We start from the raw sequence: 15,565 nt of genomic DNA, 5'->3' as shown, positions 1-15,565 counted from the left end.
AGCCGATTTGTCAGGATGCTTTGGACTTACTGAGATTCAACCGCTCGGCATCACGCACCAAATCCGCGAGAGAACGCACCTGCATTTTATCCATCACCCTGCGCCGATGTACCTTGACCGTAATTTCACTGACGCCCAGTTCTGCGGCAATCTGTTTATTCATCAAGCCTTTAATCGTCAGCTCCAGCACTTCCTGTTCGCGCGGTGTCAGCGTGAGGTGTCGCTGTTTCAGTTCGTAATGCTCGCGCAGCTGATCTGAATTCTCCGTTGCCAGATTGAGGGCTTCCTGAACCGCCTTCAGCAGATCCTCGGAAGCGACGGGTTTGGTCAAAAACTCATGCGCCCCGGCTTTCATCGCCTGCACCGACAGCGGGATGGTGCCGTAACCGGTAAGGAAGATTACCGGCATTTCCCGGCCGCTCGCTTTCAGCGCATCGGTTACCTCGAAACCGTCTCCGCTCGGCATGCGCATATCCAGAATGATACAGCCGGGAATGGCGGGAAAGGAGTGTGAAAGAAAGGCCTCTGCGCAGTCAAAATCAACGGCACTGTAGCCGGCAGAGCTTAACAGCCTGACAATAGATTGCCTGACCGAATGGTCATCATCGACGACATAAACGACATGTTCCATAGTTTGCCTCTGCAATTACGCCCTGAAACCGGGCATGTACCCAAGGGAACCCCACGCATCCCGCCGGTTCTTTGGCCGGCAAATGCTCTCATGCTACCCCCCTAATTAACCCGAATCGGATGTCAAAATGAAGACATCACGGAGGATAATCAGGCTGCTCTGCGCCCGCAGGCCATTCAGGCTGGTTACACCCCAATGTAAAAGATAAAGACTTGTAGTTTAGACGATGAACACAGAGCGATCATCCCGGCGCAGAAGCTCTGCTCATCGGTCAGCAGACCAGCTGAAATGATAGGCAAATCGAGAATAAATTGATCATTTCCTGTGAAAAATCATGTCATTATAGCTATAGCATATTCTTGCCGTAAAGGTGTTTGCTTATACCTGGAGCGAAAATGCAGATAAGCTGTCGGCCAGCCAGAACCGCTAAATTTCCCGCGGCATCAATCGGTTCCCGGAACCCTCAGGGAAACCACTTGAACGCTATAAACCTCATGGGTTACTGTATAAAAACACAGTTAAATAGAGTTGTTCATTATGCTGCTCATTTCCCCTTGCGAAGAAAATAAAACCACGCCGGCACTGCCGCTGTTTGCCGATCCCGTGGCTTGCGGTTTCCCTTCTCCGGCGCAGGATTATGTGGAGGCCCGGCTGGATATCGGCAAACTGCTGGTGCGGCACCCCAATGCCACTTACTTTGTGCGCGCCAGCGGCGATTCGATGGTCGACGGCAACATCAAGGATGGCGATCTGCTGATCGTCGACAGTTCACTGCGGGCGGAGCACGGGAACATTGTCATTGCCGCCATCGACGGCGAGTTCACGGTGAAGAAGCTGCAGCGCCATCCCGATCTGCGGCTGTTGCCGATGAACCCGGCCTATGCGCCGATCGTCTTCGGTGACGAAGATGCGCTGGAGATCTTCGGCGTGGTTACCTTTATTGTCTATGCTGCGCTGTGAGGGGGTGAACCCGCCAGGGGGTTGCGCGGGTAAGATTGGCGGTAGGGGGGACATCTTTGGTTACCCAGGCATCAAAGCCATATAACGCCTAACTCCGGGAGGCGTTTTTTGGCTGCTGAGCTGCCTCCCGGATGTGACTGCCGGCATCCTTGCCGGTTCAGGGAAAAACCGTCAGAAATGCCATACCACGCCGGCATTCATACCGTTATCCTGATAGTTCTGAGATAACAAACCGGTGTAGTTGAGGGAAACGGCAACCGATTTTGTGACGTTGATTTCTGCCCCCGCCTTCATCACCATACCGTCGCGTGAGGCTGCGACCGTGGCGGTATTGAAGGTGGCGTCAGTGCCGGCAAAGCGCAAGCCGACTTCGCGTTCGGTAGCGTTGTACTGATGCTGCCAACCCAGTTCACCACGCAGGGTGACGGCGCTGTCTTTACCGGTACTCCAGCGTTTGTCCGCGCGCATACCCAGGGTGGATAATGTTGCGCTGGTGCTCTGGCTGTCCGCTTTCAATGCGGCGGCACCGCCATTTTCCGTCATATCATCACTGCGGTAATTTACCCACGCCAGGTTGGCGAACGGCTCCAGATTGAACCAGGTATTGTCCAGACGGTAACCCGCCTCCGCGAAGATCTGGCCCGTTCCCGCGTTATAGCGCGCCTTGGCGTTATCGGACTGGCCGTAGTACCCGATACCCCGGGAGGTTTCAATCCGGTGCCAGGTATAGGCGGTACCTGCGCGCAGATTCAGGTTGTCATAGGTTTTGCCGGCATAGACGGCCAGATGATAGTTATCACTGTCGGCAGATGCGCCGTCTCCGTGCAACGAGGTGCGGGTGTAACCGGTGGCCAATCCCAGACGCCAACGATCGGCCAGTTCATTATCCGCACCGAGCAATACCCCAAAGGTGGAGTCGTGGAAACCCGTGGCATTATCATTGCCGCTGGCGTGCTCCCAGTTGCCCAGCAAACTGACCCATGCGCCGTCCTCGTCTTGTTTGATGTCGCTGCTGTCCGCTGCGCCCTGAGTCTGGCGCAAACGGCCGTTAAGCGTATCCCGAACATAACGGCTGTTATTCACCAGCGCGGAGGCGATATCCGCGTGTATCTGCCCGGACAATTGACGATAGGCTTGACGCGCCAGTTCGGCAGAAGGGGCTATCAACAAGCTTTGATACACGGGGTTATCAGCCGGTAAGCGTTCAATTGCCGTCGCGAGGTTACGTTGATTGGCCGTGACGGCGACATCCGCAAAACGGGTGGCGCTACGTTGTAAACCCAATGAGAGGCTAGTGGGCTGATAGGCCAGATCGGGGCTTAAAAACAGCCCGGCGTCGGCAGAGCCAAATTGCCCGGTAATACCTTGCGCGGCAGTGAGCAGGGTATAACGCTGTGCCAGGATATTGCCGGCGGAGGATGTCGAAGCCAGCAGGTTTTGCCCCGCTTGCGGCACCACCGCAATCTCGCCGCCGTTCAGTGTCGCCTGACCATTGACCTGCAGCAAATCGCTGTAGCCAGCCTCAATTTCAGCCAGATAACGGGAGCCATTCCCCAGTGTCAGATCGTTATCAATCGTCAAGGTACCGATAGAATTGCCGGGTGCCACCGAGCCCCCTTTATTGGCCGTCAGCGTGCCGATATGCCCACTGCCGCCTACCAGCCCACCGTCGCGCACCACAGTAGCGCCGGCGGCTTTACCGTTGGCGATAAAGAGCCCGTCAGTCGCGACATCGCTGGCTAACGTGCCGGTGTTGGCCAGTTGCAACACAGCGCCTTTGGCAATCCGCGTCTGGCCGGCATAGTCATTATTCCCGCTGAGCGTTTGGCTACCGCCCGCTATTGTCAGGCCGCCTTTATAGTGCGTTCCGTCAGGATTGCCGAGGTCAACGTCCGTGATACGGCCCGAGAAATTATCCTTGGCCTGGCTCAATACCAGCGTTCTGTCTCCCAGCGTGACCACGCCATTGCCGCTTAAGCTGCGGAGGGTGACGTTGTTCATGCTGTCTGGGACGCCCCACAGCGGATTGAAATTACCGTGTTCGGTGATGTCAAACCAACCGTTATTTTCCAGCGATGCGGAGCGGGCGAGGCTGCCGGGGCCGGTGAGGTATAACACCGCGCCTTTATTCACCCGGGTCACGCCGGTATAGGTGTTCATGCCGGTCATGTTGACCACCACATCCGGCATCAGCGTTAAGTCGCCGGCGCCGGAGATGGCGCCCGCCAACCCCAGATAACCTTTTCCTCCGTTAGGATCACCCGAGGGATCGCCGGCAGGGGCACTCATCAGATTTCCCATTTGCCTGGTCACGCGGTTAAGGTGCAATCCGCTGCCGTTGGCATCGGTAGAGAAATTATCGGCATTGACGACGAAAGGAGTAAACGCCGTAAGCTGATTTTGCAAATCATACATCACTGAATATTGAGCGAAAAAACCTAAACCCAACGTAATGTTCCAGGTCTCGGTATCACTGCTGTCGCGATCGATAACCAGGCGATCATCGCTGCCTCCCTGCAGAGTGATCCCGCTGCCGACTTTCTGTCCATTGGCGTCGACAGGCTGAAGCGTCAGGGCGGTCACCGATGTGTTGTTCTCTCCATCCTTGTCAAATTTCACGCCATGCTGTTCGAGGATGTCGCCGAATTTTTTGCTGTCTATCGTCGCGTGAGTGGGATTGCCGGTATCGAATAAAATTGCGCCGCTCAGCGCCTCTGCGGGAAGCTCAACGGTGCTCGACTGGCCATTGATATTGAGTGTGAAAGCGTATTTGAAGCGGCCTTCATGTTGCGATGACGCCGGTGCGCCAGAGTTGGGGAAATGGGTGATATCTCCCTCTTCGCGTTTAGGTGCCCAGGGGACCAGGGTATCAAACTGCGCCCGCAGGCTGGGCGTCAAATTGAGGATGGTACAAGGCGCGCAACCCGGTGAAAGCGTTGTTCCATTTTCATTGGCATTGTCATTACCGGCGACGATAAAACCGGTTTTCGTGATGGTGCTAAAGGGGCTGCCGCCATTGGGATTGCCTTTTGCATCCGTAAAAAGAAAATCCCCTACGCCAAAGGTGCCGTAGAAGTGTTTTTCTTCGGTCGGTTTTCCGGTGGTAATGTTTTTTTCCGCAGCTAAATCAATATAGTAAGTTTTGTCCCCTATGACCTTAAAAGGTTTTTGATTTGTTTGCTGGGGGTGGTCGAGCAACAGATGTTCAATCTGGCCAATGACGTAGCCTTTATTGTTGCTGTCGGGAGTCGCTACCGGTATCGGGGTGGCATCATCGGTGTAATAGGTCAGGTCCGTTATTTGCTTGCGTTGTAACCAATATCCACCCCAGCCATCGTTGCCATAGAGATATTCGTATGCCTGATTCACATTCGGCAAGCGAGAGGTATCTTGTTGCCCGAGAACGGTGTTGAACTGATCCGAACCCGTATCAAAGATATATTTTTGCGCGGGGCCGCCGTTGACGCCGACATTAATGGTTAGGCGGTCCTCTAAATGTCCAAGGGGAATGTTGATGGGCGCCGGTGCCGCCAGAGCATAAGGTACCGGATGTAAAAGCAATAGCGAACTGATCGCGAGTCTCAATGGTTTGATTTTTTTTATCATATCCATACCCCATATTTGCAATTGATTGAAAGTAAAAGGTAAGTGGGAAAGTTATTTCAAGGTTTATTGTGGAAATGCAGCCAGTCATTCTGAAAATGAAAATTGGCTTGATTTTATTATTTTGGCGGTGGTGTTGTAGGCTTGTGTTCATCGAATAACAATGGAATCGAAAAAACATTGCGCTAATTTATCGGGAACATGAATGCCACGCGTCCATTTTAATACATGGTTTTTTTCTTCTGGCGATGCATCACCGCCCCAAACATCGATAAATTCATTGTTTTTAAAGAATAGTACGCCAGGATCGGAGATGTCTGTTGCGGCAGAAATGGCAAGCCATTCGCTTTCGGCCAAAACCTGAGAGACTTCTATGGTGTTTAGCTTTATTTTTTGGGTAAGAGATTTTTGCACCAACGCTTGGTAGAAGCCCATGTTGTCAGTATTGATGTCTTTCTTTAAAGACCCGCAATCTTGAGCGGATATTGCCATTTTCGCCATGAAAAATAATGACAGGGTTAATGTTAATGCGCTTTTATTCATCTGAATGTCTCTGGCTTAATGCAGGGTGAATATGATTATAGATTATGATGATTAATTGAGTTTATTGGTTTTTAATTTGTTGATAATTATGATTAACGCATTGTTTTTGTGGTGGTTGCACCCGTTTTTCTTGCGACTCGGTGGGCAGTGTTCGGATAAATCCATTAGGGCTTAAAGGGCGAAATGGGTGGCGGCAGCGTATTCCGGACTGGGTTGCAGGGCTGGAGGCCGGTGTTACCTGAGGACGCTTTAAAAAGGCGTGTCGCCTATGGATGCTCAATCCTTAATTGCGCTTGTAATTAATTTTCAATGGGTTATGCAATCCAATCCTCGGTTTTATCTGAAGTGAACGCCTGCGACAGCGCATTCATAAATCATCTGCTAGGTTTAATGGAATTAAAAACTTCCATTTATCTCTGGATCTCAAGAGGGCAGTTTAGGGGGGGACTCCAAGACTCGTCTGGTGGGTTGCTAGCTATCTTATAATTAAAAACTATGGGTAGAGGTGATAGGCATGGTGCAGTTGGTAATGATTTTACTGGGGGTGGATTATTTGCGTAACCGCTGGCGAGGGTTGATGATTGCCGGTTGGTTAGGTGTGTTGGCTGGCTTAATCGTCTTCATCGATGCGTTGGATAACGCGATTTATTTCCCCTTGCATCCCTTTGCTTTCCTGCTGTTGGTCGAGGGCCTGGCAACCTTGACGGTCGCGCATACCGGCATCGGCGGGCAACGTACCTTGCGTTACGTAAAAGGAGGGGCATTTTCACTGGCCGCGTTATTGATCTTGAGCGGGCATCACCATGGTCATTTTATTCTATCGATGATTTTTGGCATTCTGTTTTTGACCGACGGGTTATTGCAAATCGCCTCGGCCAGCGTTGTGCGCTATAAAAACTGGAAGTTTGTGGTGGCCGGCGGCGTAATAGAAGTCATGTTGGCCATTTTCTTCTTTCAACCCTATCCGACCCATTATGTCGGCACCGTACCTTATTGTTTAGGTCTGGGGTTGATATTCGGCGGGTGGAATATGGTTATGCTGGCGATGCGCGTCAAAAAGCTGGAGGTCAACCCCGCGGTGTTGGGCAATACGGCCGCCGAGGAAGCCAGCAGTGCAGAAACGGCGCCGTTGGTCACTGAATGGGACGGCCCTCCTGCTGCCGATGAACCTGCACTGACCATACATGTCTGGACACCGGTGGGATCCTCGAAGAGTGCAGTAGTGCCTCATCCTGTCATTGATCGTTATATTGCTGCGGTGGATAAAAATGGGGTGATTTCCACCGGCCATGCTGCGCTGGAATCTCCGGAGGGCGTCTATATCAGCCTGTATCCGGCAGTCGATATCGACAGGTCGCCCGATCAATTTACCCGCTTGCTGCGGGCAACGGCAGATAATAATGTCGAAGGGCAATTTCAACCGGATTATGTGACTGAATCCGAAAAATGGTGTCCTTCAACCATGCAGGTGCGGATCAGGAACTACGATGCCGAACGTTTGAAACGCTTCTGGGAAATCTATCGGGAAGACAATACCTATAACCTTACGCATCGTAACTGCTCAAGCAGTGTGGCGCGGGGCCTTGAAGCGGCATTGGAAGGCGTGGTGGGCAAGATATGGGGGCAGCGTGGCCACTGGTGGGTGTTGAGTAAAATTCTCACGACGCCGGAGTTATGGGTGGCGGTACAAATACGTAAACGCGCAAAAACGATGGCCTGGACGCCAGGGCTGACGCTCGACTATGCACGTGCATTAAGCATGTTGGCGGATCCCCGGCCGGCCGGCTGGATAGCCACCATACGCCGTGCCCTAAAGAAAATGTTTTCTTTGCGCAAGCAATGGCGCGATGAAAAAGCGCAGGGCACGACAGCGCCAACCGCCAGCCACGAACCCTCAAATGACAAAGGCAAGTAGCTATTATGGCCATGTTTTCGTGGTTGACCTCACCAGCGGCAAGCAACGAACAAGACTGGGTGTTGGAATACGCCAGGCTACCGCAGGTGGAATGGGGAGAGCAGGGTAAAATTGTACTGCGCAATATTCGCAATTTCAGATATCAACCTACCCGCGACGATTATGTGCCCGATTGGTACGATGCTGATATCGATATCAGCCAGTTAAAAACGGTTGATGTGGTCTCCTCCTATTGGTCTGGCAAGGCTATTGCGCATCTGTTTTTGAGCTTCGGTTTCGAAGACGGTCGCCATTTGGCTGTCTCGATAGAAACGCGGCGTAGCCGCGACCAGCGATATTCGACCTGGCGCGGCTTTTTTAAACATTACATGTTGACCTATGTGCTTGCCGATGAACGGGACTTGATTGGCGTCAGAACCGATGTCCGCAAAGAGCGGGTTTATCTTTATCCCCTTCAGATTTCGCCAGACACGGCCCAGGCTCTTTTCCTGAGCTATTTGCAACGTATCGATCAACTGAGCCACCAACCCGAGTTTTATCACACGTTATTTAATAACTGCACGAGCAATATATTGCATCATGCTACTGCGGTTTCTGCCGACATTCGCTATAGCTGGAAAGTCTTGGTCAGCGGCTATGCCGATAAATATATCTATGAGCTTGGCTTATTGGATAATAGCCTGTCTTTTGAACGGTTGAAAAAACGATGCCTCATCAAAAGACCGGACAATGCCGTGATCAATGAGGATTTTTCGCGTTTGATTCGAGAGGGTATTGAGAGGGACAGTTGAATGGTTAATCCTCTCTGCCAGCTTCTTTTGCTCATTCGCATCTTCAGGTTCGCCTTAACTCATCACGTTGTCGTTCCAGTAAAGCGATAAAACGCAGAATTAGCGCATTCATACGCAGCAGAGCCACCGTCGGTTCAGCCGAAGCAGGGGGATGTTGTTCCAACTGTTGGCAAAGATTGACCCCGCTTTGGTAGCCCGCCAGCGCAAAGCTGCCTTTCTGCCGATGCAGCACCGCGGCGAATACGTCCGGCTGTGCGGTGGCTGCGAGCAGCCGTTGGCGGTCAGCGTCGCTGCTGCGTTGCAATTCGTCAATCAAGGTAGTTATGACCTGCGGCTGCCCGGCGGCCATCAATTGGATTTCCCGCATGTCCACACGAATGGCTTGTTGCTCCGACACTAAGGTGCGCAAATCCTGCTGGGTCAGCGGTTTGATCAGCACGGCGTCCATACCCGCCGCCAGACAGCGGTATTGCTCATCGTTAAACGCATTGGCGGTACAGCCGACGATCGGCAGATATCGACGGTAGCCTTGTTCTCGCTCTCTTTGCCATTGCGCCAGTTGATAACCGGTGAAAATCGGCATCTGACAATCGGTCAGCACCAAATCGAAGGGGGATTGCTCCAGCCATTGCAGCGCCTGGCGACCACTGTCACAGGTGGTGACCTGATGTCCGAGCTTTTCCAGTTGCAGTTTCATCACCGTCAGGTTTGCGGGCAAATCATCCACAACCAGCACCCGCAGCGAGTGTTCAACGAGGGGGGCGGTGAGCGTCTCTTGCGCCTCATCGTTTGCGGTGGTGCGAGGTAGCGTTAGCGTGAAAGAGAACCGTGAACCCTGCTGCGGCGTAGAGTCAATCCGCAACTCGCTGCCCATCAGTTGTACCAGCTGGGTACAAATCGCCAACCCGAGCCCCGTACTGGCCGGCGCGTTGGCATCAACCTGAGCATAGGGCTGCAAAATCTTCTGTTGCAGGGGCGGTGCGATACCGATGCCGCTGTCGCTGATACTGAACGTAAGATTGTCGTGATGGGGATCCTGTGGCTGTACATCGACCTGCAATGCCACAAAACCCCGTTCGGTATACTTGATGGCGTTGCTGAGCAAATTATTGAGAATTTGCGTCAGCTTGGCGCCATCCAGCAGATACTGATGCTGCCAGACGGCTTCGATATCGCTGTCCAGCCGCAGCGCTTTTTGCGCCGCCAGCGCGGCGTAGGTATCCAGCGCCTGCGTCAGCAAGGGATGCAGCTCTGTGGGGTGAGCCTGCAAGTGCATTTCACCGGCCTCAATCTTGGAAATATCCAACACGTCCCCGACAATTTGCAGCAACTGGCGTGAGGCTGCATAGGCTATCGGTAGCGACGTCCCGGCGGTTTCAGGGCGCTGGGTTTCCAACTCGAGGATACCGAGGATAGCGTTCATCGGTGAGCGAATTTCATGACTCATGCGTGCCAGGAAATGACTTTTTTCGCGACTGGCGTTGGTGGCCTGTTGCAAGGCATCGGCGAGATCGCGCTCCAGGCGTTTGCGCTCGCTGATGTCATACCAACCGAGCAGCAGCCCTTGCGGCGTCATACGGCTGTCACTGTAAGCCGCCAGCCATTGGGCTATTTCCCGTTGCGCTCCCTGTATCACCATTGCACGGTCGGAAAACTGCGGTTGCATATTGCCGATGGCCGCTATGCGCTCTTGTTGGCTGATGGCGGGGATAATCGGATTTCGCGCGGTAAATTGCTCCAGGGAATGCCCAATCACTTGCTGCTGCGTTAGCGTCAGTGACTTTAGCAAGGCCTGATTGCAATGGGTGATGTTACCGAGCGGATCACACACCAGCAGTGGCGTTGGGATACTGTTGAGCAGCGTTTGCCAGTATTTCAACGCATCGCGCAAACCGCGTTCGGCACGGCGGCGGCGGAAAATTTCAGTCGACAGGAAACCGATCAGGAACAGCGATAGCGCGGCGCTGACCGCCGTCAGCGGTTTGAACCAACGATCGCCGGCGGTACCGCTCGGTTGCATCGCACTTAGCGTTGAGTTCAACAGCCAGCGTTCATTGATCGATTGTGCAACGCCTGCGGGCAGGGCGTCGATGGCGTGATTAATACGCTGCAACAGCGCGTCCTGACCCGGTGCCAGCCACAGTGGCTGGTTGCTGACGATCGCCGGCAGTGGGCGTACGCTCAGCCTGCCGGGGTAAAGATTGCTGGCTAACAACGCCGCCTGTGTGGCATCGCAGACGATGCCTTGCGCGGCACCGGCATTCAGCAGCCGGATCGCTTCATGCAATGACGCCGCCTCAACGAGTTCCACGCCGGAGTAAGCCGCCAGTAATCCCGCCTGCGCCGGGCTGTGACGTAATATCAGCACCCGCTGATGACGCAGATCCAGCGACGCATCGTGCTGTAACGGCAACCGATCCTGGCGAACCACCAGCGCCCAGCGCTGTTGCAACAGCGGATGCGAAACCAGTATTCCCGGCGGTGGCGCTGAACTTTGCGGCGGCGGCAAGGCTACCTGGATACTTTGCGTATTCAACATCTGCGCCAATTGACTGTGGCTGGATGCGGCCTGTGGGGTGAAGTGCAACCCATTTTGAGCCGCAAGGGCGCTCAGCAAATCTGTCGCCGCACCCTGCAGTTGATGGTTCGCGTCAAAATCGCTGTAGGGCGGACGATCGTCGAGCAGACCGACGTGAATGTCCCCGGTTGCCCAGGCCCACGCAGGCAGCAGGGTGAGCAGCACCAGCCAAGGCCGTCTCATCTTCACAGCCCGGCTTCGCGCAAATAGGCGAACAAATCGACATCGGAGCTGACGCCGATTTTTAACATGGCGCTTTTCTTTTGTGCGCTGATGGTTTGTTTGGTTCGACTGAGCATGGCGGCGATATGGTTAACGCTGTGGCCCTGGGCCAACAGGCGCACGACCTCCAACTCGCGTGGGCTCATCGCCACTGTGGAGGGCGATGATACGGCGTTGCCCGGCGGTCGACGCCCCTGTTGTAACGCTTTCAAACAAGCGGTCAGCTCAGTGGTCAGGCTCTGCTTATTGATCACCGCTAACACGCCGGTAGCCAGAATGGAGTTGATCAGCCCGGGGTTGGTCATCACGGTAATGACTACAATCGGCAACTGCGGGTATTTGCGGCGTAGCGTGCTAATCAGCCGCAGACCGTCGGACTGCTGTTCACCCGGCATATTGAAATCAGTGAGCAGCACATCCGGCAATTTTTCCGCCAGTAAGGCCAACAGTTGATCCACCGTTTGCGCTTCACCGGTGATCGTAAAATTATCGCCAAAGGCCGTGGTCACCACGGTTCGCAGCCCAATCAGGAATACGGGGTGATCATCGGCTATTACCACGGTTTTTTGCACAAATGACTCCTCGGAGCAGGCAATGCAATCAGTATAGTGAATCCGCTTTCGCCAGTGCCAATACGCCGGCCACCCCTTGTTGCGGATGGTGCAACAAACGGCATTCGACATGATGATAATGTGCATCGGGCAGCAGCAGGCGTAATGAGCAATGTTGTGGTGTATTGCGTGATTCGCTTGCGGTGCGCAGCAATGTTTTCAGCACCTCGCGATCGTCGGGGTGAACATGCGCCAGCAGCAGAGTCAGATTGGCTAACTGACGTGGCGGCATGCCGAAAACGGCTTCGTGTGGCTGCCAATCCAACAGTTCAGCTTCCGCCGACAGGCGAAAAAAGGCTGGGTGGCGTGTTTGCAGCAACGCGTTCAGCAATAACTGCTGTTGTTGCGTTTGTTGGCGCCGGGAGCGATGTCGTTGTTCCCGCGTTGCCACTAACAAACCCAGTGAGATGATCATCAGCAAGTACAGTTGTGAAGCTTCGACCGCCTGCATGCCGGCCAACGCTGGGCGAAATGGGCCATAGCCGTAGAGAGTGGCCAGGCTAACCAGCAGCGTGAGCAGAATAAAGTACAGCGCCAGCGGCAACAGGGACAACAAAGCGGACAGCAACAGCGATAGCGCCAACACGGAATACAATAAAGCGTTATTCAACAGGTCGTTGCTTAACAGACTGGAAGGCAGAAAAAAAACGGCTATAACTAACGGAAAAACCCACGCTGCAATATAGGCTTGTTGACGGGAGGGCCATTGCCACTGGCCGGGATTCAAACGATAAATAATAAATAGCGGCGCGATCGCCAGGCAGCCGGTAGCATTGGAAATTCCCCAGCTGATGAAATGCGAAACCCGCGTCGGATAGCCGAGAGCTTTAAGAATTAAATCACTAAACAGACCGCCCACGGCGCTGGCAAGGTATACGCCGGCCAGCAAAAGCAACGTTTCTCCAGGATGCGACAAACCGTTTGAATAGCGGTGCAGCCCATTCCAGATTAACGCCAGCGGGCAAATGATCGCTAAATCGAGCAGGGCGAACGCCAGTGCAATATCCCAGGGACGATCGTGCAGCAGGCTGACCGAAAAATGCAGTACGCCTGCGCTGATCGCCCACATCGGCCACTGTGCCGGGGAGCGGGTGCACAACAGGCCCAGCAACAGGCCGGCCGGCAACCAAATGGTGCTGGACAGGCTCCAGGGATCGCGTGTTTCGAGACTGATGGTGGCGAGCAAGAAGTAAACCGCGACAAATATCAGCCAACGCAACAAGCCGTAACGACGTGAGATACGCCCGGCGTTCATATTTATCTCCCTTGTCGTCTTTGCGTAAAATGTTAACAACCTCCTCTAGGTTTAGCTACGAATCGCTTTTCTGACTAGTCAGATATTCGCTGTTCCAACGCTTCTTTATACTTCACTCCAGGTTACGGCATTGCGCCGAATCGTCAATTTCCATCACTTAATTACTGAGGTTTGTCAGCTATGAAAAACATTCAATTGTTCGGTGGCATCGTATTGGTATTTGCAGCAGCTATGGTGCTGTTTTTTTCTTTAAGTTCTGTTGGCCATAGCGCACGTATCGCCGAGCCGGTATTTGTGATGAAAGAAGGTACGGTGTTATTTTCCATGAATGATGGCATGCAGTAAAACCGCCAATTTGATGGCCAATATCAACATGCTCGTGGTTTATTGCAGCAGGTCGTGGGAGGAATTGCGTAATAGTATGCAGCCTATTAGCGGCGGCGATTATTTTCCTGAATGGCAGATAAGTTTGTTGCAGAGATTCTATTTCTTAAAGCCGCAGAATATAAAATTTAAACTTTGCACTTTTGCACGCCCACACCGGGCATACGATGTTGCCACCCGCGGGTGCCAGGTTGCCAGACAAATGATGACTTTAGCTGCCCTATCTGCTGTGCGCGGTCGATTATCTTCGTCGGGAATACGAAGCTCCTTCATTGCTGATTGGTCACAGCCTTGGCGGTTCGGCAATCCTCTTTATTGCAGGCAAAGTGCCTGAGGCCAGAGCGGTCGTAACCGAAGCGGATCATCTTCTGACGCATCCTCAGGATGCGGAATATGTTGCCGGGATTATCCTTGCCTGGAGTTCTGCTTACATTTAGAGGGCGCATAAGTCATTGCTCAACTTTCAGGATTTTTACCTGAAAGTTGAGACGCATTAATTAATTTAACTTTATCGATCGCTTATTTTTCTGGAAAAATTGAAGTCACTTCACGGGCGGTATCGGCCAAAAGCTCACCGTTTTTGTAACTCTCGCTCACTTCTCCGTTCTTGCCGATAGCTGTTTTAGGCCGTTCAATAAATTGCCCCAGCGGCGTAGCGTTCTCATCCAGAACCACCGCAAACGGAATTTTGACTTTATCGACACCAAAGTGTGCTTTAAAGATGGCTTCAGCCTTATCGCGCGTGACTATGCCCAGACGAATAGCCGGCGCTGACGCGGCAACGGCATGGATAACCGGCAGGTTTTTATGGCAGTCGGGGCACCACATTTCGGCCGCAACCAGAATGCTGTACGAACCCGGAAGCCGGGACAGCTTACTGATGACATCGTCAGGTAATGCCGCGTTGGCAAGCGCCTCAAAATGACGCAATGCCTTGCTGTCTTCTTCTGTTCCGCCGGCAACAAATTCGCTGTAATCCGATGCGGCATCAAGCAGTGTTTTGAAATCTTGCATGTGTTCTCCTTTGATAGTAACGGGCATTCGGCTTCACATAACTCTGGCAATGATAAAGGCCAATGGGATCTGTTTTGCAATTACTGTCGTCTTGACTGGGAGCGCCGTACCCTTTTGGTACCTGCTTCCCCCGTAGCGTTAGATATTGCCATTCTACCTCAGCCAAACGGGGCAGGAGAATTTGTTACTATGAGATAGAGGCGAGTGTTGCCCTTTAGCGAGTGACGGGAGGGGCGGTGGTTTGTGATATAAAGGCCCATAACGAGTACCTATTATAGGGAGATAAGAATGAACAAATGCATCCTCGCATTATCTGCGGTGCTTATCGGCTCGCAGGTTCAGGCTGCAACGCCTGCGGCGCTTCCCGCACCGGTCAAACAATTGGAAAAACAAGGTATTGAAATCATCAAACCCTTCACTGCGCCAGGTGGCGTTCAGGGATGGCTGGGCAAATATCAGGGAACGGGGGTGACAATTTATCTGACCCCGGATAAAAAACATGCCATATCAGGCTATATGTACGATGAGAATGGAAATAACCTGAGCGAAAAAGTCATAAAAGAGGAGATATACCTGCCGGCTGGCCGGGAGATGTGGAAAACGCTCTTAAAAGCGCCAGGCATCATGGAAGGCAGCGATAAGGCAAATTGCCAGGTTGTCGTGTTTGCCGATCCGTTTTGCCCTTACTGTAAAAAGTTCAGGCAGGAAGTGCAGCCCTATATCAAAGACAATAAAATCGCCATGAAAACGCAGTTGGTCGCTGTCATGCAGCCCGACAGCGGCCGTTATGCGGCGGCGATATTGTCTGCCGATAACCCCGCGCAGGTCTGGCAGGATTTCGAGCTGTCTGGCGGCAAAAACAAGCCGACACTTTTGGAAAAAACGCCACAGCCGATTTTTTCCCAGATCCAGTACAACCAGAAATTGATGGACGATCTGGGCGCCAACGGCACGCCGGCAATTTATTATCTGAACCACGCCAATATGCTGCAACAGATCGTCGGTCTGCCGGATAAAGATCAGATGGCCAATCTTGTGGCTTGTAAATAGTTCGCATG

Annotated in this window: 12 protein-coding genes; 5 read left to right on the top strand and 7 right to left on the bottom strand. The window is 53.0% G+C overall.

Features of this window, described 5'->3' with window-relative positions:
* Positions 1–10: 10 nt before the first annotated feature.
* Positions 11–631, bottom strand: coding sequence for a response regulator transcription factor (locus tag D4100_RS10055; RefSeq protein ID WP_006319228.1), 621 nt, complete (start codon positions 629–631; stop codon positions 11–13).
* A 537-nt stretch (positions 632–1,168) separates the two neighbouring features.
* Between D4100_RS10055 and umuD the strand changes: the two genes are divergently transcribed.
* Entirely contained in the window at positions 1,169–1,591 is a 423-nt protein-coding gene (gene umuD / locus D4100_RS10050; protein WP_006319227.1) for a translesion error-prone DNA polymerase V autoproteolytic subunit, read from the top strand.
* A 171-nt stretch (positions 1,592–1,762) separates the two neighbouring features.
* On the opposite strand, the gene D4100_RS10045 is transcribed toward umuD, so the two are convergent.
* Both D4100_RS10045 and D4100_RS10040 read right to left on the bottom strand, forming a co-directional pair.
* Positions 1,763–5,197, bottom strand: a complete 3,435-nt coding sequence (locus D4100_RS10045; RefSeq protein ID WP_158586342.1) for an autotransporter outer membrane beta-barrel domain-containing protein — start codon at positions 5,195–5,197, stop codon at positions 1,763–1,765.
* A gap of 147 nt (positions 5,198–5,344) precedes the next feature.
* On the bottom strand, positions 5,345–5,737 hold the full coding sequence (locus D4100_RS10040) for a hypothetical protein (RefSeq protein ID WP_119804236.1): 393 nt from the start codon (positions 5,735–5,737) through the stop codon (positions 5,345–5,347).
* Between the two features lie 514 nt (positions 5,738–6,251).
* Here D4100_RS10040 and D4100_RS10035 point away from each other — a divergent pair.
* A complete protein-coding gene (locus D4100_RS10035) occupies positions 6,252–7,652 on the top strand; it encodes an HdeD family acid-resistance protein (RefSeq protein WP_119804235.1) in 1,401 nt (466 codons plus the stop codon).
* Between the two features lie 5 nt (positions 7,653–7,657).
* Complete coding sequence (locus D4100_RS10030; RefSeq protein WP_119804234.1) at positions 7,658–8,443, top strand: Lnb N-terminal periplasmic domain-containing protein; 786 nt, start codon at positions 7,658–7,660, stop codon at positions 8,441–8,443.
* 43 nt (positions 8,444–8,486) lie between these two features.
* Here the strand turns inward: D4100_RS10030 and D4100_RS10025 are convergent, their stop codons facing one another.
* Genes D4100_RS10025 through D4100_RS10015 form a run of 3 tightly spaced genes read right to left on the bottom strand, consistent with a single transcriptional unit; the run spans position 8,487 to position 13,109 of the window.
* Positions 8,487–11,204 (bottom strand): ATP-binding protein, encoded by a 2,718-nt coding sequence (locus D4100_RS10025; RefSeq protein WP_244941656.1) that lies wholly within the window; start codon positions 11,202–11,204, stop codon positions 8,487–8,489.
* 2 nt (positions 11,205–11,206) lie between these two features.
* Complete coding sequence (locus tag D4100_RS10020; RefSeq protein ID WP_199685683.1) at positions 11,207–11,815, bottom strand: response regulator; 609 nt, start codon at positions 11,813–11,815, stop codon at positions 11,207–11,209.
* Between the two features lie 28 nt (positions 11,816–11,843).
* Positions 11,844–13,109, bottom strand: coding sequence for an MASE1 domain-containing protein (locus D4100_RS10015; RefSeq protein WP_119804231.1), 1,266 nt, complete (start codon positions 13,107–13,109; stop codon positions 11,844–11,846).
* Between the two features lie 180 nt (positions 13,110–13,289).
* Between D4100_RS10015 and D4100_RS25680 the strand changes: the two genes are divergently transcribed.
* Entirely contained in the window at positions 13,290–13,454 is a 165-nt protein-coding gene (locus tag D4100_RS25680) for a hypothetical protein (RefSeq protein WP_158586341.1), read from the top strand.
* A gap of 558 nt (positions 13,455–14,012) precedes the next feature.
* On the opposite strand, the gene D4100_RS10005 is transcribed toward D4100_RS25680, so the two are convergent.
* Positions 14,013–14,507, bottom strand: a complete 495-nt coding sequence (locus tag D4100_RS10005; protein WP_119804230.1) for a thioredoxin family protein — start codon at positions 14,505–14,507, stop codon at positions 14,013–14,015.
* Between the two features lie 288 nt (positions 14,508–14,795).
* On the opposite strand from D4100_RS10005, the gene dsbG reads away from it, so the two are divergent.
* Complete coding sequence (dsbG, locus tag D4100_RS10000; RefSeq protein WP_119804229.1) at positions 14,796–15,557, top strand: thiol:disulfide interchange protein DsbG; 762 nt, start codon at positions 14,796–14,798, stop codon at positions 15,555–15,557.
* Positions 15,558–15,565 lie beyond the last annotated feature (8 nt).

It is taken from the genome of Serratia inhibens, assembly GCF_003591175.1.
Taxonomy (GTDB): Bacteria; Pseudomonadota; Gammaproteobacteria; order Enterobacterales; family Enterobacteriaceae; genus Serratia; species Serratia inhibens.
This window is presented reverse-complemented; position numbering and strand designations above follow the sequence as displayed.